At 67.7% G+C, this 22,130-nt stretch carries 29 protein-coding genes; 12 read left to right on the forward strand and 17 right to left on the reverse strand.

Annotated elements, in window-relative coordinates; translation table 11 throughout:
* Positions 1 to 43 precede the first annotated feature (43 nt).
* On the reverse strand, positions 44 to 766 hold the full coding sequence (locus QRN30_RS02470) for an SDR family NAD(P)-dependent oxidoreductase (protein ID WP_284760355.1): 723 nt from the start codon (positions 764 to 766) through the stop codon (positions 44 to 46).
* Between the two features lie 138 nt (positions 767 to 904).
* Here QRN30_RS02470 and QRN30_RS02475 point away from each other — a divergent pair, with 138 nt between their 5' ends.
* Complete coding sequence (locus QRN30_RS02475; RefSeq protein WP_284760357.1) at positions 905 to 2,302, forward strand: hypothetical protein; 1,398 nt, start codon at positions 905 to 907, stop codon at positions 2,300 to 2,302.
* Positions 2,303 to 2,331: 29 nt separating this feature from the next.
* On the opposite strand, the gene QRN30_RS02480 is transcribed toward QRN30_RS02475, so the two are convergent.
* Positions 2,332 to 2,688 (reverse strand): hypothetical protein, encoded by a 357-nt coding sequence (locus QRN30_RS02480; RefSeq protein ID WP_284760358.1) that lies wholly within the window; start codon positions 2,686 to 2,688, stop codon positions 2,332 to 2,334.
* Between the two features lie 85 nt (positions 2,689 to 2,773).
* Between QRN30_RS02480 and QRN30_RS02485 the strand changes: the two genes are divergently transcribed.
* Entirely contained in the window at positions 2,774 to 3,109 is a 336-nt protein-coding gene (locus tag QRN30_RS02485; RefSeq protein ID WP_017887855.1) for a DUF4190 domain-containing protein, read from the forward strand.
* A gap of 83 nt (positions 3,110 to 3,192) precedes the next feature.
* Here the strand turns inward: QRN30_RS02485 and QRN30_RS02490 are convergent, their stop codons facing one another.
* The 4 genes from QRN30_RS02490 to QRN30_RS02505 form a co-directional block, all read right to left on the reverse strand.
* The gene (locus QRN30_RS02490; RefSeq protein WP_017887854.1) at positions 3,193 to 3,762 is read right to left on the reverse strand and encodes a manganese efflux pump MntP; all 570 of its coding nucleotides are present in this window, start codon (positions 3,760 to 3,762) and stop codon (positions 3,193 to 3,195) included.
* 230 nt (positions 3,763 to 3,992) lie between these two features.
* Positions 3,993 to 4,850, reverse strand: a complete 858-nt coding sequence (locus tag QRN30_RS02495; RefSeq protein WP_071250004.1) for a LamG domain-containing protein — start codon at positions 4,848 to 4,850, stop codon at positions 3,993 to 3,995.
* Positions 4,847 to 5,731, reverse strand: a complete 885-nt coding sequence (locus QRN30_RS02500; RefSeq protein WP_214584699.1) for a S26 family signal peptidase — start codon at positions 5,729 to 5,731, stop codon at positions 4,847 to 4,849. The genes QRN30_RS02495 and QRN30_RS02500 overlap by 4 nt, the downstream gene beginning before the upstream one ends.
* Before the next feature lie 105 nt (positions 5,732 to 5,836).
* Positions 5,837 to 6,490: a COG1361 family protein gene (locus QRN30_RS02505; RefSeq protein WP_017887851.1), complete on the reverse strand. Its 654-nt coding sequence runs from the start codon at positions 6,488 to 6,490 to the stop codon at positions 5,837 to 5,839.
* Positions 6,491 to 6,663: 173 nt separating this feature from the next.
* Here QRN30_RS02505 and QRN30_RS02510 point away from each other — a divergent pair, with 173 nt between their 5' ends.
* On the forward strand, positions 6,664 to 7,110 hold the full coding sequence (locus QRN30_RS02510) for a MarR family winged helix-turn-helix transcriptional regulator (RefSeq protein WP_269429906.1): 447 nt from the start codon (positions 6,664 to 6,666) through the stop codon (positions 7,108 to 7,110).
* A 21-nt stretch (positions 7,111 to 7,131) separates the two neighbouring features.
* Here QRN30_RS02510 and QRN30_RS02515 read toward each other — a convergent pair whose 3' ends face one another.
* From QRN30_RS02515 to QRN30_RS02530, 4 genes are read right to left on the reverse strand one after another with little or no spacing between them, the layout of a single operon-like run.
* On the reverse strand, positions 7,132 to 8,100 hold the full coding sequence (locus QRN30_RS02515) for an NAD-dependent epimerase/dehydratase family protein (protein WP_284760366.1): 969 nt from the start codon (positions 8,098 to 8,100) through the stop codon (positions 7,132 to 7,134).
* Positions 8,100 to 8,660 carry an MOSC domain-containing protein gene (locus QRN30_RS02520; protein WP_284760367.1) on the reverse strand — a complete coding sequence of 187 codons (561 nt, stop codon included), beginning with the start codon at positions 8,658 to 8,660 and terminating at the stop codon, positions 8,100 to 8,102. The genes QRN30_RS02515 and QRN30_RS02520 overlap by 1 nt, the downstream gene beginning before the upstream one ends.
* Positions 8,661 to 8,708: 48 nt before the next feature.
* Positions 8,709 to 9,128: a DoxX family protein gene (locus tag QRN30_RS02525; RefSeq protein ID WP_017887847.1), complete on the reverse strand. Its 420-nt coding sequence runs from the start codon at positions 9,126 to 9,128 to the stop codon at positions 8,709 to 8,711.
* Positions 9,129 to 9,182: 54 nt separating this feature from the next.
* Complete coding sequence (locus QRN30_RS02530) at positions 9,183 to 9,647, reverse strand: hypothetical protein (protein ID WP_284760369.1); 465 nt, start codon at positions 9,645 to 9,647, stop codon at positions 9,183 to 9,185.
* 283 nt (positions 9,648 to 9,930) lie between these two features.
* Here QRN30_RS02530 and QRN30_RS02535 point away from each other — a divergent pair, with 283 nt between their 5' ends.
* The 3 genes from QRN30_RS02535 to QRN30_RS02545 all read left to right on the forward strand — a co-directional run bounded on the left by QRN30_RS02535 (position 9,931) and on the right by QRN30_RS02545 (position 11,810).
* Positions 9,931 to 10,365 (forward strand): hypothetical protein, encoded by a 435-nt coding sequence (locus tag QRN30_RS02535; RefSeq protein WP_262160893.1) that lies wholly within the window; start codon positions 9,931 to 9,933, stop codon positions 10,363 to 10,365.
* A gap of 186 nt (positions 10,366 to 10,551) precedes the next feature.
* Positions 10,552 to 11,019, forward strand: a complete 468-nt coding sequence (locus QRN30_RS02540; RefSeq protein WP_056072299.1) for a hypothetical protein — start codon at positions 10,552 to 10,554, stop codon at positions 11,017 to 11,019.
* Between the two features lie 590 nt (positions 11,020 to 11,609).
* On the forward strand, positions 11,610 to 11,810 hold the full coding sequence (locus tag QRN30_RS02545) for a hypothetical protein (protein WP_259576583.1): 201 nt from the start codon (positions 11,610 to 11,612) through the stop codon (positions 11,808 to 11,810).
* Between the two features lie 315 nt (positions 11,811 to 12,125).
* On the opposite strand, the gene QRN30_RS02550 is transcribed toward QRN30_RS02545, so the two are convergent.
* Entirely contained in the window at positions 12,126 to 12,458 is a 333-nt protein-coding gene (locus QRN30_RS02550) for a hypothetical protein (RefSeq protein ID WP_284760373.1), read from the reverse strand.
* Between the two features lie 132 nt (positions 12,459 to 12,590).
* On the opposite strand from QRN30_RS02550, the gene QRN30_RS02555 reads away from it, so the two are divergent.
* The gene (locus QRN30_RS02555; protein ID WP_284760376.1) at positions 12,591 to 12,977 is read left to right on the forward strand and encodes a hypothetical protein; all 387 of its coding nucleotides are present in this window, start codon (positions 12,591 to 12,593) and stop codon (positions 12,975 to 12,977) included.
* Between the two features lie 347 nt (positions 12,978 to 13,324).
* Here the strand turns inward: QRN30_RS02555 and QRN30_RS02560 are convergent, their stop codons facing one another.
* Both QRN30_RS02560 and QRN30_RS02565 read right to left on the reverse strand, forming a co-directional pair.
* A complete protein-coding gene (locus QRN30_RS02560; RefSeq protein ID WP_140448618.1) occupies positions 13,325 to 13,576 on the reverse strand; it encodes a hypothetical protein in 252 nt (83 codons plus the stop codon).
* Positions 13,577 to 13,617: 41 nt separating this feature from the next.
* Positions 13,618 to 14,784, reverse strand: coding sequence for an IS30 family transposase (locus QRN30_RS02565; RefSeq protein ID WP_284760378.1), 1,167 nt, complete (start codon positions 14,782 to 14,784; stop codon positions 13,618 to 13,620).
* A 335-nt stretch (positions 14,785 to 15,119) separates the two neighbouring features.
* Here QRN30_RS02565 and QRN30_RS02570 point away from each other — a divergent pair, with 335 nt between their 5' ends.
* The 3 genes from QRN30_RS02570 to QRN30_RS02580 all read left to right on the forward strand — a co-directional run bounded on the left by QRN30_RS02570 (position 15,120) and on the right by QRN30_RS02580 (position 17,422).
* The gene (locus tag QRN30_RS02570) at positions 15,120 to 16,169 is read left to right on the forward strand and encodes an IS110 family RNA-guided transposase (RefSeq protein ID WP_502869528.1); all 1,050 of its coding nucleotides are present in this window, start codon (positions 15,120 to 15,122) and stop codon (positions 16,167 to 16,169) included.
* Positions 16,170 to 16,679: 510 nt separating this feature from the next.
* Positions 16,680 to 17,123 carry a hypothetical protein gene (locus QRN30_RS02575; RefSeq protein ID WP_156155399.1) on the forward strand — a complete coding sequence of 148 codons (444 nt, stop codon included), beginning with the start codon at positions 16,680 to 16,682 and terminating at the stop codon, positions 17,121 to 17,123.
* Positions 17,120 to 17,422 carry a transcriptional regulator gene (locus tag QRN30_RS02580; protein WP_042540960.1) on the forward strand — a complete coding sequence of 101 codons (303 nt, stop codon included), beginning with the start codon at positions 17,120 to 17,122 and terminating at the stop codon, positions 17,420 to 17,422. Before QRN30_RS02575 ends, QRN30_RS02580 begins: the two co-directional genes overlap by 4 nt.
* A gap of 51 nt (positions 17,423 to 17,473) precedes the next feature.
* Here the strand turns inward: QRN30_RS02580 and QRN30_RS02585 are convergent, their stop codons facing one another.
* Positions 17,474 to 17,896, reverse strand: coding sequence for a hypothetical protein (locus QRN30_RS02585; RefSeq protein ID WP_140448621.1), 423 nt, complete (start codon positions 17,894 to 17,896; stop codon positions 17,474 to 17,476).
* Between the two features lie 222 nt (positions 17,897 to 18,118).
* Here QRN30_RS02585 and QRN30_RS02590 point away from each other — a divergent pair, with 222 nt between their 5' ends.
* Positions 18,119 to 18,520 carry an NUDIX domain-containing protein gene (locus tag QRN30_RS02590; protein ID WP_284760383.1) on the forward strand — a complete coding sequence of 134 codons (402 nt, stop codon included), beginning with the start codon at positions 18,119 to 18,121 and terminating at the stop codon, positions 18,518 to 18,520.
* Between the two features lie 52 nt (positions 18,521 to 18,572).
* Positions 18,573 to 19,091 carry a GrpB family protein gene (locus tag QRN30_RS02595; protein ID WP_284760384.1) on the forward strand — a complete coding sequence of 173 codons (519 nt, stop codon included), beginning with the start codon at positions 18,573 to 18,575 and terminating at the stop codon, positions 19,089 to 19,091.
* 305 nt (positions 19,092 to 19,396) lie between these two features.
* On the opposite strand, the gene dnaB is transcribed toward QRN30_RS02595, so the two are convergent.
* The 3 genes from dnaB to rpsR form a co-directional block, all read right to left on the reverse strand.
* A complete protein-coding gene (dnaB, locus tag QRN30_RS02600; protein WP_031260130.1) occupies positions 19,397 to 20,761 on the reverse strand; it encodes a replicative DNA helicase in 1,365 nt (454 codons plus the stop codon).
* Between the two features lie 569 nt (positions 20,762 to 21,330).
* Entirely contained in the window at positions 21,331 to 21,783 is a 453-nt protein-coding gene (rplI, locus tag QRN30_RS02605; protein WP_017887835.1) for a 50S ribosomal protein L9, read from the reverse strand.
* A 14-nt stretch (positions 21,784 to 21,797) separates the two neighbouring features.
* Positions 21,798 to 22,055, reverse strand: coding sequence for a 30S ribosomal protein S18 (rpsR, locus tag QRN30_RS02610; protein WP_017887834.1), 258 nt, complete (start codon positions 22,053 to 22,055; stop codon positions 21,798 to 21,800).
* Between the last annotated feature and the right edge of the window lie 75 nt (positions 22,056 to 22,130).

A 22,130-nucleotide genomic window follows, 5' to 3' on the forward strand; every position in this document is an offset into this window, starting at 1 on the left:
TTCGCAGGAGCACCCGACCGGTCGCGGTGGTTCCGTCAGCGACTCAGAGCGTGATGCCGGTGGCCTCGGCGAGCGCGTCGAGCAGGTCGGTGCGGAACCGCTGGTCGGTGACCGCCGGGTGTGGTGCTTGCTGCTCACCGTGGAACCAGTAACCACCCGTCACGGTTTGGTTCGGATCGGTGGCCAGGGTCTCCTGCGTGCGGTGTCCGAGCTCGAAGTCGTCCGGAGCACCGGCCCCGCCCATCTTGGTCGCCACCCAGCCCGGGTCGACGGCGTTGCTCAGCACGCCCGGGCGTCGGAGCGGCACCTCGGCGGCGAGTGCCGTCACGAACAGCTTCGTGTCGGAGTACGAGTTCGTCTCCGACGCGCCGGTCCAGTCGACGGTGTCCAGGCGCGGACGGCCGCCCCGGTGCATCCCGCTGCTCAGGTACACGTGCCGCTCGGGCGAGCGCAGCAATGCGGTGAACAGGTACGGCGCCACGACGTTGACGGGCACCAGGGAACGGCCCGAGATCACGCCGGCGTTGTGCACGACGGCGTCGAGCGGGGTGCCGGCGTCGAGCTGGCGAGCGGTGGCGATCACGGCGTCGCGGTCCGCCAGGTCGGCGACGACGAGTTCGGCGCCGCGCTCCACCAGGTCGGCGACCGCCTCGGCGCGGGCCGTGTTGCGCGCGTGGACGACGACGTCGTGCCCGCTGCGGAGCAGCGAGTCGGCGGTTCCCCGCCCGAGGCCGTCGGTGGATCCGGTGACGAGGATGCGTGCCATCCGCCCATCATGCGCCCGGCCGCTGCGGCGGGTCCGGCAGGTGGACCGGCAACGGTCGGACGGGAGGCACGGTGCGGGCCCGCCACGGGCCTCCCGGCTGTTCACGGGCCGGCCACAGGGCCGCGGTACGGTCGCTGCATGAGCAGCTTCCTCGAGCCGATCGACGCCGTCGGCGTCGGTGACGCGACGATCGTGCCGGACGCCACACGACCGGTCGCGGCGGTCGTCACCGGCGACGACGTGCGGTGGGTGACGTGGCCGGACGCGCCGTTGCCGGACGGTGCGGTCGACGACGTCGAGGTCCTCGCGACCGCGGCCGGCGCCTGGGTCGTCTACCTGTCACGCGAGGACGCGGGAGGCGACCTCGACACCGAGTCGCGGACGGCCGTGCACGTCACGCCGACCGGGGTGACGTGCACCGTCGACCTCGGTGATCGACACGTGCTCGGGGCGGACGTCGACGGCCTGTGGATCGGCGACCCGCGTGACGCGTCGATGTGGGCAGGCGATGACGAGGACGAGGAGCCCGAGGACGACGCGTCCGCGGATGACCTCGACGAGGACTCGGCCGACCCGTTCGACGGCGTCGACCCGGAGACCCTGCCGTGGGCGCCGTCGGAGCCGTTCTGGCCGTCCCCGGAGGAGTGGGCAGCGACGCTCGCTGCCGGCGAGGAGCCGGAGGACGACGACCCCGAGCTGCTGGACGACGATGACGACGATGGGCCCCGGTACTGGAGCGTCAGCTTCGGCGGCGTCGAGGGCGGCTTCGTCCCGCCGCCTGAACCGCAGGCGGAACCCGCTCCGCCCCTGCCGACCCCGCCGACTGAACTGGTGCTCGTCCGCAACGACGGCAGCCGGACGACGATCGCCGTCGACCACCTGGTCGAGGACGTCCGCCGCACGGGCTCGGTGCTCACCATCCGGTACGCACCGACCGGTCCGCGACGGGACCCCGACGCGTCCGTGTTCCGAAGCATCGTCTACGTGTCCCGGGAGGTCGACCTCGACGTGAGCGGCGGCCTCCCCGTCACCGTCACCACCGATGACCTGCCCTCCCGTGCCGCGAGCGACGAGGACGAGACGTCGTGGGAGGACGAACAGGAGCGTCTGGAAGCAGCCCTCGCGCCGTGGACGGAGCGGTTCGACCTGACCGACGTCGAGGGCGCGCACTGGCCGCTGCACGACCTGGACGCTGCCGCACGGGAGCGCGCGGTCGCGGACCTCGTGGCCGTGTTCGAAGCCCTCGACCAGCCCGGCATCCTGTGGACCCGCGACCACCCCGAACCCCGGCGGTCGGCGAGCGACTACCGGGCCGTCGAGGTCACCGTCGAGGGGGCGTGGCCGGCGACCGAGCTCGTGGTGTCGTTCGAGCACCGCGCCGTGCCGTACCTGCGGCTCCGCCGGCGCTACCGGGTGTTCGACGACGCCGGGCACGTGGAGGACTGGACGTACGTCACGGTGCACCTGGAGGAGGAGATCGCCACCGGGCACATCGCCGACCGGTCGGACGCGGTGGACGGGGTGCTCGACATCTGACGGGTGTCGTGCTGCCGGTCAGTGCACCGTCAGACCTCGGCGACGGCGCGCAGCTCGAGTGCCACGGCGTTCAGGTCCGCGATCAACCCGTCCGCCCGGTCGGCGTCCTCCGGAGCAGGCGCCCCCGCATCACGCCCCTTGCTGCTCGGCCACGGTGCCCACACCGGGGCGGCGACCGTCAGCAGGTCGTCACGGGACCATCCGTGCTCGAGCAGCTCCCGCGCATGGTCCACGCGCGCCCGTACCCGCGCGGCGGACGGATCGCCGTGCCCGGTGAGGAACGCGACGAGCCGGTCGCCCCGGACGACGTAGCGCCGGAGCTGGTCACGTCGATCACGCTCGTCGTACCGGCCGCCGTGCAGCACGTGTCGGCGCAGCCATCCCATGTTCCGATGATCCCACCCCCGTTCAGCCCGCTCGTCCTGTACGTTTCCTGTGTCGACAATCCCTGACCAGAGAGGACGCGGCGCCATGAGTGACGGCACGCCCCAGTTCAACCAGCAGAACCCGAACCCCTACGCCGGCGGCGGACCACAGCCGTACGGTGCGCCCATGCAGCCGTCGTCCGACCGCTTCAACGTCATGGCGATCGTCGGGTTCGTCCTGGCCTTCGTGGTGAACATCGCCGGCCTGGTCGTGTCGATCATCGCCCTCTCGCAGATCAAGAAGACCGGGGAGCGCGGCCGCGGCCTAGCCCTCGCCGGCGTCATCATCAGCGCCCTGTCGGTCGTGTTCGGCATCCTGTGGATCATCCTCGTGATCACAGCCGTCGCGAACGCCCCGGCGGGCAGCACCACCGGCTACTGACGCGCACCAGCACCAGACCGGAGGCCCGTGGCAGCTCGCCACGGGCCTCCGGTGTGTCCGGGGTCGGTTCCGGAGACGCGGCCTCAGCCGATGACGCCGGTGTGCTCCAGCACGATGTTCAGGCCGATCAGGATCAGCACGACACCACCCGCGATCTCCGCCGGCTTGCCGAAGCGGGCGCCGACACGGCGACCGACCAGGACCCCGACGAACGACAGCACCGCGGTGGTGATCCCGATGAGCAGCACCGCGCCGCCGATCGACACGGGCAGGAACGCCAGGGTGACCCCGACCGCCAGGGCGTCGATGCTGGTCGCGACCGCGAGCACGAGGAGCTCCCGGACCGGCAGCCGATCGGTGTCCTGCTCGGTGTCCTCGTGCTTCGAGAACGCCTCCCACAGCATCTTCCCGCCGATCAGCGCGAGCAGCCCGAACGCGACCCAGTGGTCGAAGGCCGCGATGTACTGCGCGAACGCGGACCCGAGCAGCCAGCCGATCAGGGGCATCACCGCCTGGAACACCCCGAACGTCAGCGCGATCACGATCGCGTGCCGCACGTCGAAGCGCTTCATGTGCAGGCCCTTGCCGAGGGCGACGGCGAAGGCGTCTGCGGAGACGCCGAGCGCGATGAGGAAGAGGGCCCAGAACGACATGGGAACGGCGCCTTTCGAGAGGGTCGGACGGAGACGCCGACGTCTCAGGACCTGACGATCCTGGCACGGTCCGGGGCACGAAAAGGCCTGATCAGCGGGATTCGTCGCGCCGAATCTGGGGGTTGGTGGGCCCGGTCCGCCAACCCGGCCCACGTCGTCGACGTGACCAGTGGACGGACTGGAGGCCCGTGGCGGCGCCGCGATGCGCCTCCAGGCCGGCAGTCAGTGCGTCAGGAACCTGCGGCCGCGTGCGCGGCGATCTGGCTGGCCGTCAGTTCGGTGCTGTAGACGGCGGCGTACCGCATGGACCCGGTGAAGTACGGGTTGCTGGAAGCACCCGGCCAGCCGCTGACGACGTCGTAGCCGATGCGGAAGTACCCGGTGAAGTTCTCGGCGGTCGTGAAGGCCGCGTTCGACGCGACGAGTTTGCCGTCGACGGACAGGCGCATGCCGTTGGTCGGCGACATCGTCGTCACCACGTGGTGCCAGCTGCCGTCGGTGTACGACCTCGGCGACGTGAGCACCTGCGTGGCGCTGCCGGTGTAGGTACCGAAGGCGAGCTGCCCCGTGGTGGTCACGTAGAGCTTCCGGTCGTGCTGGCTCGACGCGCCGGTCTGGCTGCTCCCGAAGCCGATGAGCATGCCGCCCGCGACGGTCGTGCGGAACCAGACCTCCTCGCTGAAGGTCGTCGGGTTCGCGACCGAGCGGGGGGTCGAGACGTAGCTCGTGGAACCGTTCAGCGCGTAGGCGCTGCCGCTGTCACGTGGGCAGGCGTTCGGACTCGGCGTGGTCGCGGTCATGGTGCCCTGGTAGGTGCCGTTGGAGCCGCGACCCGACCAGTCGGTCGCGGTCCTCGACCCCGAGGCCTCGGTCAGGCGGTAGGCGAACAGCGCGTTCGCGGTGTCGGCGCCGACCGCACCCGTGCACGTGAAGTACGGCGCGGTCGCCGCGGTGTTCGTGCTGTTCGTCACACGTGCGCTGAAGGCCGAGCGGGTCGGCGCGAACTGGTTGAGCAGGACGACGACAGCCAGGGCGACCACGAGCAGGACAGCGACGACGCGGCCGTCGCGCAGGCGACCGAGGATCACGAGGGACGCACCGCCTCGACACGGCCGACCGCCAGGCAGGCCACGAGCGGCACCAGGCACACGGCGATCAAGGCGACCCAACCCAGGGGGTCGAGGTCGATGTTCGACATGAGCTGGTAGTTCCCGTGCTCCGTGAGCTCGTGGATGACGACGCGCCCGACCTCGCCGTCGACCAGGTGGACGCTGTTGCCGCCGTGGGCGTCGATGCGGACCGGGAAGATCCCGGACGAGACCACGGTCGCCTCGACCCCGTTCGGGCTCGACGTGTTCGTGATCGTCGTCACGTTGACGAACGGCTTGAACACGAAGGCCGCGTACGCGGCCGTGAGGGCGCCGCCGGTGATCCGCAGGCATGTGCGGGTCACCCGGTCGGTGAACGCGCTGGTCAGGGTCAGGATGATCAGCGTGCCGATGAGCAGGACCGAGGCGGCCCGGAACAGCCACCCGAGGTGCGGGACCAGGAGCGCCGGGGTGCCGATGACGTCCGCCTGGGTGAGCGTCCACGGGTCGATCGCGCCGTTGACGTCACCACGGGTGTGGAGCCCACCGTCCGCGTCGATCGACACGATGCGGTGCGTGTAGACGACGTCCGGGTTGGCGGAGGTCTCGAACGAGACGATCTCGCCGACCCGCAGGGTGGAGGCGTCCACCGGCAGGTCGAGCACGAGGGTGCCGACCGGGGCAGCCTCGCCCATCGAGGGGGTCTCGACGACGAACCAGCGGCCGCCGGCGGAGAGGAACAGGACGGCGGCGGTGAGCAGGAGTGCAGCGATCGCGGCGACCGACCACGCCAGGACGGTCTCGGAGCGGGTGACCTGGCGGCCGCGCAGGACCGGGCGGTCGAGCATGCCGCTGAGCGGCATCGCTGCGGTCTGGCTCATGGGTGCTGCTCCGGGGGTTCAGGGAAACGGCGACGCTCGACCGGAGGGGGGTCGGCCGAGCGTCGCCGGTCTGGGGAGTGGTGATGGGGACCGGATCGGGCCGGATCAGGCCGTGAACGTCCAGGTCATCGGGACCGAGGCGGCGAGGCCCTGGTAGGTGTTGCCGGCCGAGGAGTCCAGGGTCACCGCGAAGTTGAACGGGACACTCGCACCGGCGGCCGGGGCCTGCGGCATCGTGATGGCCGACGCGGCCGCACCCTTGAAGCTGGCGAGGGTGCCGCTGAACACGGTGGTCGAGCCAGAGGTGACGACGAGGTTCATCTTGGCGCACAGGTCGGTCGCGGTGCCGTTGGCCGAACCGTTCGCCGACTGGGTGCACGTGGCGCCCGGGTTCAGCGTGAAGGTGCTGGCGTTCGCGGTGCCGGTGTTCTTGATCGAGATCGCGGTGTTGACCGTGTTGCCCGGGGTCATCGTCGTGCTGCCGCCGAACTTGTTGATCGTCGAGCAGGTCGCCGAGTTCGTCGAGACCGAGCCGCCGTCGGTGCTGAGGCAGGTGACGGTGGCGCCGGCGTTCTGCTCCTGCATGATCAGCGTGCCGCTGGCGGCGGTGTTGCTGCTGTTCGTGATGCTCGCGGCGAACCCTGACAGGGTGCCGGTGAGCGAGAGGGAGAGCAGGACGGCGGCGAAGATACCCGCGAGGAGGGCCACGGGGGCGAAGCGGATCCGCTTCAGTGCGGAGGTGCGGAGCTTGGTGGACACGGGGTACCTCTTCGTTCGGTGATGCTCGGTGGTCGGGGGGAGCAAGACATTCGGGCTGTTTTGCTTCAATGGTTAAGATAGTCAGTGATTGAGCATGTGTGCGACTCGTATACTTACCCCAGTGCGGGGGACGGCCCTTGTCCCCCCATCACCCGACCCGGAGGAAGACCGTCGTGACAGCAGCACGAAGCGGGGACAGCGCAGCCGAGCTCATGACCGCGTTCACCGCTGTGGTGCGCGCGAACGCGAGCCTGGTGAGTCAGCTGAGCGCTCGCGCGGGCGTGCACGAGAACGCGCTCCGGGCCATGGTGCTCATCAGCGACACCGGGTACTCCACGCCGACCGAGGTCGCCGGGTACCTGGGGCTGACCTCCGGTGCGGTGACGAACATGATCGACCGGATGAGCGCCGCCGGGCTCCTCGAGCGCGCACCGAACCCGGCCGATCGCCGAGGATCACTGCTGCGGCTGCTCCCCCCGGGCCATGTCGTCGTGTCGGACTACCAGGAGCGGTACGCGGCGATGCTCCGGGCCGTCGACGGGGCGCACAACGGGGACCTGCACGAGGTGCTCAACGACTTGGCGACGAGTCTGTACGAGCAGGCTGCCGCTGCGTCCTGAGCTCTCGTGGTGACCGCGCGTCTACCTGGTGAGGACCGCCCGTTCGTCGGTCGAGGTGAGGCCGGCACGGCGTTCCCGATCCGTCCCGCGGGCACGCTCGTCGTCGAGCACCCGCACGACGGTGTCCCGGAGGGGTCTGGTCACCGCGCCGGCGTCGGTGAACGCCACTGCGGAGCGCTGCGCGAACCCCGCGTCCGACACCGGGATCCACAGGGGGAGTGATCGGGGGCCCGCCCAGTAGGCCACGTCGTGTGCAAGCAGGACGTCGTCCTCCACCGCGACGAGCTCCTCTTCGAACCCGGTGACCTCGGCCACGCACCGCAGGAAGTCGTGCATCGACACCGGTGCCCCGACGGCGTTGACCGTGCCGACGGACCCGTCGCGCCCCGCCCGGACGAGCCAGGAGGCGAGGTCCGCGACGTCGATCACCTGCACGAAGCGCTCCGCCGTCGTCGGCACCAGCACGGGCCCGCCGCGATCGAGGCGTGCCGGCCAGTAGCCGAACCGGTCGCTGGGGTCACCCGGGCCGACGATCAACCCCGGGCGTGCGATGAGCAGCCGCGACCCGAGCCTGAGCCGCGTGGTGCGCTCGGCGAGGACCTTCGCGTCGGCGTAGGCGGACGGGTCCTTCGGCTCCACCAGCCGGGCGGACTCATCGGCGCCCGGTTCGTCGTTCTGCGCGTAGACGGAGACCGTGGACACCAGCGTCCAGTGGGCGGCCCGGTCGGCGAGGGCGTCGAGCGCCGGTGCGACGAACTCGGGGGCGTGAGCGAGCTCGATGACCTCGTCCCAGGTGCCGGTGGCCGGTTCGTAGGCGCCGGGCAGGGACCGATCCGCCTGGACGAAGCGTGCACCCTCGGGAACGCTGCCGGTGGTGCCCCGGGCGAGGCACGTGACGTCGGCACCCTCGACCAACAGCTCGTCGACGATCGTCCGTCCGAGCCAGCCGGTTCCACCGAGCACCAGGACGCGTCGCGTGGGCTGCGGCATCAGACGGGCTCGAGTGCTCGTCGCTCGCCGGTGGGGAGCTCCACCCGGATGCGATCGCCCGGTCGGACCGTGCCACCGGTGAGCACGACGCTCATCACACCACCCTTGCGCTCGACGGTGCCGTCCTCGGCTCGTCCGAGCACCGCGCGGAGCAGCCCCGGTTCGAAGCCGTTGATCTGCTGGCAGGGGTTCCGCAGGCCAGTGACCCGGACGGAGGCGTCGTCGCCGAGGTGCAGCACCGTGCCTTCCGGCAGCCCGAGCAGGTCGATGCCGCTCGTCGTGACGTTCTCGCCCATCTGGCCCGGCTCGACGCTGAACCCGGCCTCGGCGACCTCGTCGAACAGCTCGGCGTGGAGCAGGTGGACCTGTCGCAGGTTCGGCTGCGACGGGTCACGCGCGACCCGGGAGCGGTGCTGCACGGTCGTGCCGGCGTGAGCATCCCCCTCGATGCCCCACCCGGCGACCAGGGTCACCGCGTCGACCAACGGTTTGCTGAACCGGTGCTCGCCGTCCTTGCTGACCGCGACCACGCGCGGCTGGTCCTCGTCGTCCCCGCTCATGGGGCCGATTCTGCACCCATCGTCCGCGCGGCGCGAGTGCGGCGTTGTTCAGCGGCGCTTGCGCAGGGCGTTCGTGGACCAGAGCGAGATCGCGATGAGCACGGGCTGGAACAGCAGGCGGACGAAGCGCTTGGTGTCGGTGTCCAGACCGAAGCCGTCGCGGTGGTGCATCCACTGCGCGATGTTGCCCGGGAAGACCGCCAGGAAGAACACCGCGACGACCCACCCCACGGTCACCTGTCGCCGTGCCAGGAGCATCAGCGCAGCGCCGAGCGAGATCTCCACCACGCCGGACGCGATCACCGTGACGTCCGTCGGCAACGGCACGAACTTCGGCACCTGCGCCTGGAACTCCTCGCGCGCCACGGTCAGGTGGCTGATGCCGGCCCAGGTGAGCATCGCCCCGAAGAGGATGCGGACGATGGTCCGGGGGAGCGTTGAGCGGACTGCGGGGGTGCGGGTTGCCATCGGAGTGGTGCCTTTCACGATCGGGGTGGGGTTCGGTGGAGTGGGAGGACGAGGTCAGCGGCTGCGGAGGACTCGGCGTCGGCGTGCGGCCTCGAACGTGATCGCGGCAGCGGCGGCACCGAGCGTGAGGATCCGGGCGACCGGACGGCCGCGGGTCGAGGTGAGGAGTCGAAGCCCACCGGCGAGCGTGAGTGCCGCGGCAGCGCCGGTCGTGGTCGTCACCGACTGGTCTTCGAGGTCGATCGCGAGCCGGGTCCCGCCCAGGGCGGTCGCCGCGATGGCGGCGCCGGTGCCGACCAGGTCGCGCCCGGGCGCACGGCGAACCGCTGCGGCAGCGACTCCGAGCCCGGACAGGACCTGCAGCGCCGGGATGCCGAGTGCGTGCGGGACGCCCGGCTCGAAGCCCCGGCGCTGCATCTGCTGAGCTCGGGCGCGCAGCGGAGTGCGGCGAACCATGACGATGCCGTGCCCGGCGAGCAGGACGCCGGTGACGAGATCGATCGAGCTGGTCAGTTTCACGATGTGCTCCATTAGGTTGTGCACAACCTAACACGTCGAGGTGTCCAGCAGGCCAGAGGCGAGAGCCCTACCGTCGGCGACGACGCCGCAGGACGATCACGACGAAGACCACGAGCACCGCGACGACCACTGCCGATGCGAGCCACGCCGCCGACAGCAGGTCGGTGGATGCGCTCATCGTGTCGTTGCATTCCGGAACTGACTCGACACACGACGCTGTTGCTTCGACGAGACCCATGAGCGCAGTGAACCCGAGAAGCCGGGCGAGGACAAGACTGAGGTGGTGATCCCTCAGTTCCTGACCGCACCCGCGATCCTCGCAGTGGCTGCAGTCGCACTCGTCGGTTGTGCCCAGCACGATCGGGACGACGACTTCCTGACGCTCTCTGCGGGGGAAGCCACCTTGTCGCCCTGCACCACCGCAGCGCCGGTCTCGGTCGAGCAGCTGGACACGACGCGCCTGCCGACTTGTGACCCGCTGGGTCAGGTGCTGGTCTTCCCCGACGGTGAGCAGCTGCAGCTTCCGGAGCAGCAAGGTGGCGGCGGCGCATCCTCGGGCTCGAGTTCCGACACCCGGTACTCGTGGCAGAGCGTCGGCAACTGGGGTCTCGTCGCAGCGCGCTCCTCCGCCGACTGCTCGGAGATCGACGAGTGGGGCAACCCCGAAGCACTCCGGCGCGTGCACGAAGCCTTCGGGACCGATTGGGCGTGCCGCTGATCCGGAGCGGCATCCGATGCGGCCAGTCACCCGCGCTGACATCGGCTGGTCGGTGACCTCGACCGAACAGGGCCGCGGTCTCATGGGGGAGCCGTCCCCATCGCCACGCGCTCGACGTCGATCGGCAGCAGCTCCTCCGGCCTCGTCCACCCGGAACACGTCGCGACAGTCGCCTACCCTCGGTACATGGTGAGCGACGTCGCCGGCGGGCCCGGTTGGATCATCCGAGGTGCCGACCTCCGCCCCGCGATCACGGACCTGGACACCTTCAGGGCCGGGATCGCTGAAGACCCCCTTACGAAGCCGATCGAGCTCCTCTGGACCGGGGACACCGACGCTGCTCTCCGAGCCCTCGGCCTGCTCGAGCAGACTCCGAGAGTCCGGGCACTCGCGGCTGATTGCCGCCGCGACCGCGGCGAAACCGCTGTCGCTGTGCAGGAGTACGACCTCCTCGTCGCGGAATGTCTGGGAACGGCTCGGGAAGCGGTGATGCGGCAACACCGAGGAAAAGCGCTCCTCGCCAATGGAGAAGCAGAACGTGCAGTCGAGGACTTCGAGCGCGCCGTCGAACTCCGACGAACTGCAGACCCGGTGCTCCGGGCTTCAGCCGAGCAGGGACTGGCGGTGGCGCGCGCTCGCATGAACACCGGGTGAGCCTGCAGCACGCGTGAACAGCGAAGCCTTCGGCACTGGGGCACCGGTCCACACACGCAGGGACCCGTGTTGACCCGCTTCGCCTGACTTCAGTGCGAGAGCGCTCAGCATTCTTGTAGGCGCTGCTGGGTCTCATCATCGATCTGAATCGCTACTGCCCAGTTCGCCTGATCTACTCCGGACTCGACCGCGACGGTTCACACCCCAGATCAGCGCGCTGACGCCCGCACGACAGCTTCCGACCAATGCACCGGAGTCCGCACGAGATCTGCCCCCTCCGTCAACCACACAGACAGCGTGCGATGCCCGCCTCCCCCGCCTTCGACATGCGGCGACCATCGCCGACGTGGCGGCGGTGTGGTGAGCGTTGACCACAGCGATGGGACATGCAGGGTTTCGGCGTTCTGATGGGGAAGACATGCCACCTGTTCGGCGGCCGAGGATGATTCGGACCGGCGTCGCTCGTCATGGGCGGCTCCGCCGCCGAGGAGTGGAGGGGTTCATCCTGCGTACGACCGCGGCAGTGGCGGCAGTGGCGTTGATGGGCACGGGGTCTGTGACTGCGATCGCCACGTGGCAGACGCTTCAGGGTGCGCGTCTCTCAGTGTCACTCGCGGCCCGGCACGACGGGCAAGAAGGAGCCGACGCTGACCGCTCAATTCGGCGAAGTGAACATGTTGTTGGTCCAGCCGAACCAAGCGTCCGGGCCGAACTACGCCGCCGCCCGGGCGGCGTACCTGCAGTCGATCCCCGACGGGTGGATCAGTCTCGGCATCACCGTCGACGCTTGACGCCGGCGAGAGACAAGACGGCATGACAATTCAGCCCGCGATCCTCAGCGACGGTGTCATGCGCGGACAGCCCACCACGAAATAAGCACCCCCGGGCAATGAAGCCCGGGGGTGCTTTTCACGCGGCGTCAATCTCTACGTACGGGCCCCTTGCGCGACAGCCTGTAGGCCAACGCCACCCCGAGGATGAGCACGGCATAAACGGCAATCGACCACCCAGAATGGACGAACGAAAAACAGAGGACCGCGAGCAGGAACGCGACCCCGACTGCAACCCAGAACGGAATTGCTCTACGTGTCATGATGCAGATTGTATCAGAGGAACGAACCCAGGCACCCCGCGGCTCCGGCCGCGACGTACTTCCGGGCGATGCTGAGAGCAAGTCCCTCTCCGACGCCCTCTCCCACGAAAAGCCCCCCTACGGCGATGCCCGCCGCGGCGAGGCACTTCAGCTCGCTCTTCGTGATGTGCTTCCCCTGCATGGCGAGGAACTTGCAGGATTGGACGTCCTTGCTGTAATGACATTTGGCGTATGCCAGGTCAGACGCGCTATTCTGCGCGTTTGCCGCCGAAGGCACGGCGACGGCCCCTCCCAGCGCGATAAACACGGACGCGATCGCCACCGCTGCTTTCGCTCTGACCTTCATGATTATTCCCCAATCAATCACTGAAATCACACCGTCGGCTTAGCCGAGTGTGGTCTGTGCAGTTTTGCGCAGCCACATGGCAATCCACGTCATCCCGGAGTATGACTACCGCTGCGAATACGTTCAGCACCCTTGTTGCTGCGCACGGGTGCGCCGGTCAGTCGTCGACACTCGCGCATACCCGAGAAGCGCCAAAATCGTGAACTTGACCCGCACCCACACCGACGCGCAGAGCTCGACACCCGCTCCGTCACGGTAACGGTCACGGTCACGGTCACGGTCACGGTCACGGTCACGGTCACGGTCACGGTCAGAGCATCGATGATGACCGCGGCCGCCGACACCGCAGGTGTCGGAGCGCGCTGCGAGGATGGATCGATGGCCACCGTCCACGGCACAATCCGCTCCACAAACACCATCACCGCCGACGGCCACGCAGACGAACAGAGCACCGCGCGGGCCCGCGCCGTCGACGGCTGGAGCTCACCGGGTATGACGTCGTGTAGACGAACACGCTGAGCTCGGTCACGGGCAAGCTCGTGAAGAGCAGCTACGCGAAGTCGCACCCGAACACGACGCAGACCTCGTACAAGAAGAGCAGGTACCAAGTGCCGCACAGCGGTGGCTCGCTAGCGGGGGACCTAGTGCTGTGTCGGGCCGCTGGATGGCCGGCAACTACTGCTCTCGCGACTTGTCGGACACGAGTCCCGCTTGGAGGCCGCTGGCCCGCGAACACTACCTCACCCTGACCTGCCCGATGGCGGGATCCACCTCGATCGAACCGAAAGTCTGCGTCGAACACCAGTCTCATTAGCGGATGGTGCTTTCAAAGGGTCGTCGCAACTGTTGAACGATGTTCGCTCAGGCTAGCCGCGGACGGCTCGTCGTTCGTGACCGACCCACAAGCAGATCCCACCGAGTACGAGGCAAGCGGCACCTCCGACGGCGGAGACGCCGGCGATAGTGGGAAGCTCCTTCAGTAGGAAAGCGAAGGCGGTGATGAAGCCGCCGAACGCGAGCACCATCAGGATCGTCCCGGTGTCGCGGATGCGCGATCGCCACGAACGGCGCCCTCGACTTGTAACACCGCGATCGTCGTTGATCTCTCGATTGCCCATGTCGCCAAGGGTAGTTGTGGGCCTCGCTTACCGGATCTGAGTCAAGGCGCAGCTTTGCGTCCGTTCCTCATACGCAGGAACGCATCGGAGGGACTGATTCCGCCGAGGATCTTGCGAGGCCGTGCGTTGAGTTCGGTGGCCACTTCAAGGAGCCGTTCCGGGCTATGGACGCTGAGGTCGGTGGATTTCGGGAAGTACTGCCGGAGCAGGCCGTTGGTGTTCTCGTTCGAGCCGCGCTGCCAGGGCTTGTGCGGGTCGCAGAAGTAGATCGCGAGGTCGGTGGCGAGAGTGATGTCTTTGTGTCGGGCCAGCTCGGTGCCCTGATCCCACGTCAACGACCGACGCAGATGCTCGGGCAGCGCCTGGATCGTGGGGATCATTGCGTCGCGGACCGCATCGGCGCTGTGCCCGTTGGGCAGGTGCAGCAGCATCACGTACCGGGTGGTGCGTTCGACCAGGGTGCCGATCGCGCTCCTGGCGTTGATCCCGACGATGAGGTCCCCTTCCCAGTGGCCGGGAATGGCACGGTCGTCGGCCTCGGCAGGGCGTTCGCTGATCAGGACCATGTCGCGGATCTTCGACCACGACGCCCGCCGCGGCTCACCGCGGTGCCGACGGAGGGCGCGGCCGGTGCGGAGGTGTTTGTGCAGGTCAGCGCGCAGGTGCCCGCGGCCCTGCACGAACAGGGACTGGTAGATCGTCTCGTGCGACACGTGCATCTCCGGCCGGTTCGGGAACGTCCTGGCCAGGTCATCACGGATCTGCTCCGGGGACCAATTCCGCACCAACCGCAGCTCGACCTGCAGGGCAAGCTCGACCCGGTCAAGCTTTCGGGGCTTCGGGCGCCGCGCTCGGACTCGGCACTGCTTCTCCGCCGAGTACGGCCGGTAGTTCCCGTTAGCTGCAGCGTTCCTGCTGAGCTCGCGACTGATCGTCGATGGCGCCCGGCCGAGGGCTTTCGCGATCGCGCGCACGCCGGCACCGTTCAAGCGCAGGTCCGCGATCTGCAGCCGCTCGTCCTGACTCAGGTACCTGTCCGAGCGAGGCATATGGGCGAACGGGTTCCGCCCGCCGACTGCTTTGACCCAGCGGTATCCCTGACGTCGATCCACGCCGACAGCATTACAGGCTGCCGTCCGCCCGAGACCTTGTCTCAATAGCTCCCAGAACCGCGCCTCTCGCGCACGGTGTTCCAGCCTCGATCTCATCTGCAACGCTCCGATTCACGGTGGTGTTGCGACGACCGGCCGAACCCAAGATCGGCTATCTCTAATTGTTCTTGGCTGGCCTGGGGCTGGCTGGCAGGCTGGCACTGGTCCCGGCTCGTGGTGTGACTCTTCGGCTATCTGTCCGTCATCATGGCGTGGCATTGTCTCGACTCGTCCGCCGCGGGTGGCGGGGCTGGTGCCGGCCCGTCCGCTGCGATGGCTTGATAGAAGGTCGTCCGACCAGCCAGCTGGTTGTGACTCGTTAGAGATCCGCCCCGCAACGACTCTCCCGGGCCGAGTACCAACACGGTCCCCGTCTTGGGAGGAGTCCCGCGATGCCCATCGTCGCAGACGAGTACACGCAAGTCATTGGCGTCGACACGCACGCCAGAACCCACACCTACGTCGTCCTCGATACCCGTACCGGCGGCATCATCGATACTGCGATGTTCCCGACGAACCCGGCAGGTCTCGCTCGCGCTCTGGCCTGGATCGATCGTCGAACATCCGCTGGACGGCTCGCAGCCATCGAGGGGACCAGCTCCTACGGAGCATCCCTGACCGAAGCCCTGCAGCAGGCCGGTATCCCCGTGGTCGAAGCGCGACCACCACGACGAGCAGACCGCGGAGCTCGCCGGAAGTCCGACCCCATCGATGCCGAAGCCGCAGCTCGAGCCGTGCTGCGCACCGACACCGCACTGCTCTCTTGGCCCAGGACCGGCAAGATCCGTTCGGCGCTTCGCCTCCTGTTGTCTGCCCGGAGATCGATGGACGGTCAACGGACCGCGAGCCGCAACGCACTCATCGCGCTGCTGCGCACCATCGACCTCGGCGTCGACGCTCGGCGCCCGCTGACGGACAAGCAGATCGCCTCGATTGCAGTGTGGCGGCACCACCCCAGCGACGACATCGACAGGCTCATCGCTCGCGGCGAAGCGGTCCGCCTCGCCCGCGACGTCATCGACCTGACCGGCAAGCTCGAAGCCAACCACGACGCGCTCCGACTGCACGTGTCTGCTCTCGCGCCGTCGGTGCTGGACATCGGCGGAGTCGGGCCGGTGTCAGCGGCCGTGTTCCTGACCGCGTACTCGCACGTGGGCCGAGTCCGCAGCAAAGCCGCGTTCGCGTCCCTCGCCGGCGCCGCACCGATCCCCGCCTCCAGCGGCAACACCAGCCGACACCGACTGAACCGGCACGGCGACCGACGGCTGAACTCCGCGCTCGAGACCGTCGCCCGCGTCCGACTCTCCTACGACCCCGACACCCGCGCCTACAAACAACGCCGCCTTGCGGAAGGGAAGACCACGAGAGAGGTCAAGCGCATGCTCAAGCGCTATATCGCCCGACAGATCTATCGACACCTCACCGCCACCATGACCGCCTGACGGCACCGATAAGGCTTGCGTTCCAGCATCCGACCGCCAGTCGGGCTCAGGCCGTAGGCCGCGTCAGTCGACGAGTAAGCGCTTGAGCGAAAGGCTGCCCATCTCTTACTCGTCCGGTGAACACCTTCCGAGCGCCCCCGAAAAGCAGGACCATGCGAACCCACTGAGGATCCCTGCCGCGCTTCTTCGGCCGGACTTCCACCGACACAAGAGAGACGGAGGTCAGCGGGACCGCAGTTGGCACGCGGCCGCGCAGCAGCTTGAAGCGCCGCCGGACCAGTGACACGTCGTCGAGCTCCAGGACGTCTACTCCATTGAAGCCCCACCAGGGTCCTGGAGAAAAGCGCGCGATCACGAGGCTGTTGCTCACCTCGGCGACCTTAGTCCTGGGACCTCGGAGCAGCGATGACTCCTTGACTTCACCTATAGAAGGGTCGAGACAGCGCCGATGTTGGTCGTGGGTCGGTTGCCTGGTTGACAAGTGAGCGGATCGGGCGTTTAGTTTCCACTATGGAAAATCAGGATGCAGCGGCGCAGCTTCGCGACCTTCAGCGGGTCCGGGAGGTGGCTGTCCCGGGAGTGCCTGTTTGGTATTGGGGTGCGCTCGGTATGTTGTTCGGCGTCGGGGTAGCAGCGGTGTCGTCGGGGTTCGCGTGGGCGATGGTGCTTGCGGGGGTGTTGGTAATCGCTGCGGGCAGGGTGCTGGCCGGCGTTCTCGGGCAGAGGACGGGCCTGCGTATCGGGCGGGTGTTCGGGGGTGCGACCAGCTGGCTGATCGTCCCCTGGTTCCTTGCCATCGCTGTGCTGTGCGTTGTTGGCCGGATGATGGATGTGCGGTTCGACTCTTCCTGGCCCGGGGTGATCGCTGGCGTTGTGGTCGTGCTCGTCACACTCATCTTCGGGCGGGCGTATGACGGTGCCCGTCGTCGCCGTGTGACGGGCGCTGGCCAATGAGCGGTCCGCTTGACGGTTTTGACGAGGTGGTGCATGCGCCCAGACGGTTGGCGATCTGCGCGTTTCTCACAACAGTTGACGAGGCGGAGTTCGGAACGATCCGGGAGCGTCTCGAGATCAGCGATTCGTCGTTGAGTAAGCAGATCAAGCTGCTCGCTGATGTGGGATACGTGTCCAGCCGGAAGTCGGCGTTGCGGGGGCGGTCGCGTGTCTGGGTGGGGTTGACGGATGCGGGGCGGGAGGCGTTCGCGGATCACGTTGAGCGTCTTCGGCGTGTGTTGAGCTCCGCCGAGAACTGAGAAGAGGTGCCAGCAGTGTGTTCCTACTGGCACCTCTTGTTCTTTCTCCAATCAGCCAGCGCAGGAATGCAGGCCCGCGGCTGCGAAGCCGGTGCCTACGTACCAGACCCAGGTGTCCTCGAAGGTGAGGGCGGCGAAGGCGGCCCCGCCGACGGCGATGTAGCAGTCGGCACCTCCCTTGAAGGTGGCGAGTTTCCCGGACGGTGTGAGCGCATGGGTCCAGACATGCTGCCCACTGTCGAGGTACTGCGAGACCGCATTGGCTCCCTTGCATGTCGCGGCGACGGACTTCCTCGGCCCGACGCTCCAGACGCGGCCATCTGCGCCGATGCACTGGTAGTGGTACTTACCTGCTGCGTAGTCGGCACCTGCTACGTAGTCGGCGGATGCCATAGCAGGTCCGGCGGTAATTGTCCCGGCCGCGAGTGTGCAGAGCGCGACGGCTGTGAGGGCGAAGCGGTTCTTGAATCTCATGTAATCCCCTTGGTGAAAGCCCCAGACCCGACCCCCCGTCGGCGACGGTGCCGTGATGGTGCAACCACAACGTATGGATCTCCCTCCTCGAGGGGCAAGACACGATTCGGCCACTGTCAGCACGTAAAGCATCGGGCGGCTGCCCGGTAGGCGATCGTCAATCGGGACGCCTCGACGCCGGGCTGTGGGACACGAACAGGCGTTTCGTGGTGTGCTGGCCGGATGCGCGTCAGATCAGCGGCCGTCGTCATCCGAGACGAGAGCCTGCTCGTCATCGATCGGTTGAAGGACGGTCGGAACTACTGGGTGCTTCCTGGTGGTGGGGTGGAGGAAGGTGAGAGCCTCCGCGAGGCTTGCCGGCGCGAACTGCGCGAGGAGACTGGCCTTGAGGCGATCATCGGCGATCTGCTCGACGTGCCAGTGGATAGCGCCGCTCCAGCGGCCTACTTCGCAGCCCAAGTGCGTCCTGGTCCGTTGGTGCTTGGTGGCCCAGAGATTGAACGAGCATCAGAACTGAACCAGTACGAGCCGAGGTGGGTGGAAGTGGCCTTGCTCGCCCAAATCCCGTTGGTGCCGGAAGCGGCGAGGCAAGCGGTGCAGCTGGTCCTCGAGGCGCGCCGGTAGGGATCGGCGGCCGGGCAGCAGCCCGATGGCAGCGGGATCTAGAGTGCGAACTGTGCTCGTTCCGTACGATCCGTCCTGGCCCCACCAGTTCGAAGCTGCCGCTGAGGAGATCCAGAAGCTGGGGAACAGCGTTTGGCTCGTCGAGCACATCGGCTCGACGTCAGTTCCTGGTCTGGCCGCGAAGCCAATCATCGATCTTGCAGTCCGGGTCCGCGACGTCGCGGACTTCGATGCCCACCGCCAACGCTTGGAAGCTGGCGGATGGGAACTCGGAAGCAGCGTGCGTTCCCATCGCGTGATGGTCTTCGAACGCGATGGGCGACGACTTCGTATCGCGCACTTCTTCACGGCAGACGACTGGGACAACAACAACCAGCGCGTCTTGCGAGATTGGCTCCTCACGCACCCCAGGGACATGAGGCGTTACGAGGCGGCGAAAGTTGCTGCCGTAGAGGGAGCTCAGCACCGCGGAGCTTCGTATAACGCAGCCAAGACGGCAGTCATCCAGTCCATCGTTGATCGTGCCCGAGCTGACCGAGGTCTTCCTTCCGTACCGGTCTCCGACAAGTAGGGGTGTGTCCGGCAGGCGGGCGGGCGGCAGAACGTGCCCGTAAGCCGGTCCTCCAGTGGCCCTCGGGTGCTTGCGGGCAGGCCCGGAATCATACAGTCCGGCTCCGGGGCGAACCCCGTCTCACATAGGTGGTCCGCGAGCTATCTCAGTCCACGCACGCCATACGGACACCTCGCGACGCACGAAGACTGAGCCGACCTCTGCCTAACGTGATCCGTCCGGGCTGCCAAACAACGTGTCCGAGTCCGTATTTCAGACATGTTGTGTGGCAGTCGGACAAGTTAGCTGGCGGACGACACAGGCACCTACTGCGGCATGTCGACGAACCGCGAGAACATCCCGTGGAACGCCACGGTGATGGTGTCCGTCGGCCCGTTACGGTGCTTCGCCACGATCAGGTCAGCCTCACCCTGACGTGGGTTGTCCTTCTCGTACGCCGACTCACGGTGCAGCAGGATGACCATGTCGGCGTCCTGCTCGATGGAGCCGGACTCACGAAGGTCGGAGATCGCGGGCTTCTTGTCGGCACGCTGCTCGGGCCCACGGTTCAGCTGCGACAGGGCGATGACGGGCACCTGGAGCTCCTTGGCCATCAGCTTCAGGGCACGCGAGAACTCGGAGACCTCTTGCTGGCGGCTCTCGACCTTCTTGCCGGACGTCATCAGCTGCAGGTAGTCGATGACCACGAGCTTCAGGTTGTGCTGCTGCTTGAGTCGACGGCACTTGGCGCGGATCTCGACGAGCGTCATGTTGGGGGAGTCGTCGATGAAGAACGGGGCGTCGTTGATGCGACCGCGGGTCTGCGCGATGGTGGTCCAGTCGCGGGAGTCCACGGTGCCCTTGCGCATGTTCTGCAGCGGCACGCTGGTCTCGGCGGAGAGCAGACGCATGGCGATCTCGGCGCGGCCCATCTCGAGCGAGAAGAACGCGGCGGTCTGGTCGTGCTTGATCGCGGCGGCGCGGCACAGGTCGAGCGCGAGCGTCGACTTGCCCAGGGCGGGGCGGGCGGCGACGATGATGAGCTGTCCGGGGTGGAAGCCGTTGGTCAGGCCGTCGAGCTGCGCGAACCCGGTCGGCACGCCGGTCATCTGGCCGTCGCGGCCCTTGGCGGCCTCGATCTCGTCGAGGGCGGCGGAGATGGCGTCGGTCAGCGGGACGTAGTCCTCGGTCTGCACGCCACCGGCGACGTTGTAGACCTCGGCCTGGGCGCTGTTGACGAGGTCGGTGACCTCACCTTCCGACGCGTAGCCCATCTGGACGATGCGGGTGCCGGCGTCGACCAGCCGACGGAGCACGGCCTTCTCGGCGACGATGCCGGCGTAGTAGCCGGCGTTCGCGGCGGTCGGCACCATGCTCGTGACGCTGTGCAGGTACTCGGCGCCGCCGGCACGGGACAGCAGGCCGGTCTTGGTCAGCTCGTCGGTGACGGCGATGACGTCGGTGGGTTCACCGTGCGAGTAGAGCGACAGGATCGCGTCGAAGATGACCTCGTGCTTGGGGACGTAGAAGTCCACGCCGCGTGCGGTCTCGATGACGTCGGCGACGGCGTCCTTCGACAGGAGCATGCCGCCGATGGTCGACTGCTCCGCGAGCATGTCGTGCGGCGGGGTGCGTTCCATGCCGCGCTCCGCGTAGTCCTGCGGTGCGGGCTCAAGATGTGCGATCGACACACGCTCTCCTCTGTTGACGACACGGACCGGAACCGGCGGGACAGCACCCACCGGCCGGAACCCGCACCCCTGTTTCTACCCCCGGCGACCGACATCCCCGAGTCGCTGGCCCAACGTACGGCCCGAGAGTTATCCCCAACAAACGGCCCTGTGGATAACTCTGTGGAGAGGCTGCGGAACACGCCGGACTGCTGTGTGGACAACTGTGGAGGACCCTGTGGAAAAATGCCCGTACGAACACACTTTCGACCGCTTGACCTGGGCTTTTGTGTTGCACACGGTGTGTGGAAAAGTGGGGTTCAACTACCCCTTGAAGGTTCCGATTTGACACGTTTCCACTGTGTAAAACGACTTGACAAGCACCCCTCCTGTGGGGAGAGTTCTCGGCCCGCTCCCAGCCAACGTGACCCCGTCTGAACCGTAACCAGCCAGCCCGAGTCGAGCCGCGCCTCCAGTCCGGTGACCGTCTCGGCGACAGCCGTACGACAAGCGGCGCGACCACCACCGGAACGCAACGACGGGCGGGCCCCCCGGAGGAGACCCGCCCGTCGTGGAGCGGAACGTCGGTGCTACTTGGCAGCGACGACCTGGAGCGAGATCACGGCAGTGATGTCCTCGCGCAGGCGCACGGTCGCCTCGTGGTCACCGACGGTCTTGATGGTCGCGGGGACCTCGACCTTGCGCTTGTCGAGCGAGCCGACGCCCTGCGCCTGAACGGCGTCAGCGACGTCGCCCGGACGGACGGAGCCGAACAGACGACCGTCCTTGCCGGCCTTGACCGACAGGGTGATGGTCGCGTTCTCGAGCTTCATCTTGAGGTCCTGTGCCTCTTCGATGGTGGCGAGCTCGCGCGCGGTACGCGCGGCACGGATCGACTCGACCTGCTTCTCGCCGCCCTTGGACCACGCGACAGCGAAGCCCTGGGGGATGAGGTAGTTGCGGGCGTAGCCGTTCTTGACGTCGACGACGTCACCAGCGGAACCGAGGCCGGAGACCTCGTGGGTGAGGATGAGCTTCGACATGTGTCGACCTCCGATCAGCGGCCGGAGCCGGCGTAGGGGAGGAGCGCCATCTCACGGGCGTTCTTCACGGCACGGGCGATGAGGCGCTGCTCCTGGACGGAGACGCCGGTGATGCGACGGGCGCGGATCTTTCCACGCTCCGAGATGAACTTGCGAAGGGTCGCAACGTCCTTGTAGTCGATGACGCCGACCTTGATCGACTTCGCGGGAGCAGCGTTCTTGCCGCCCTTGCCGCGAGGCTTCCGGCGGTCGCCGGTGCTCTTTCCAGCCATAGTGATTTGTCCTTAGAAGAAAAGTTGTGTGTCCGTCGGAACCGGGAGGGTCAGTCCGGAACTCGCAGTTGCCGC

Source organism: Curtobacterium sp. MEB011, from assembly GCF_030209655.1.
Lineage (GTDB): Bacteria > Actinomycetota > Actinomycetes > Actinomycetales > Microbacteriaceae > Curtobacterium > Curtobacterium poinsettiae.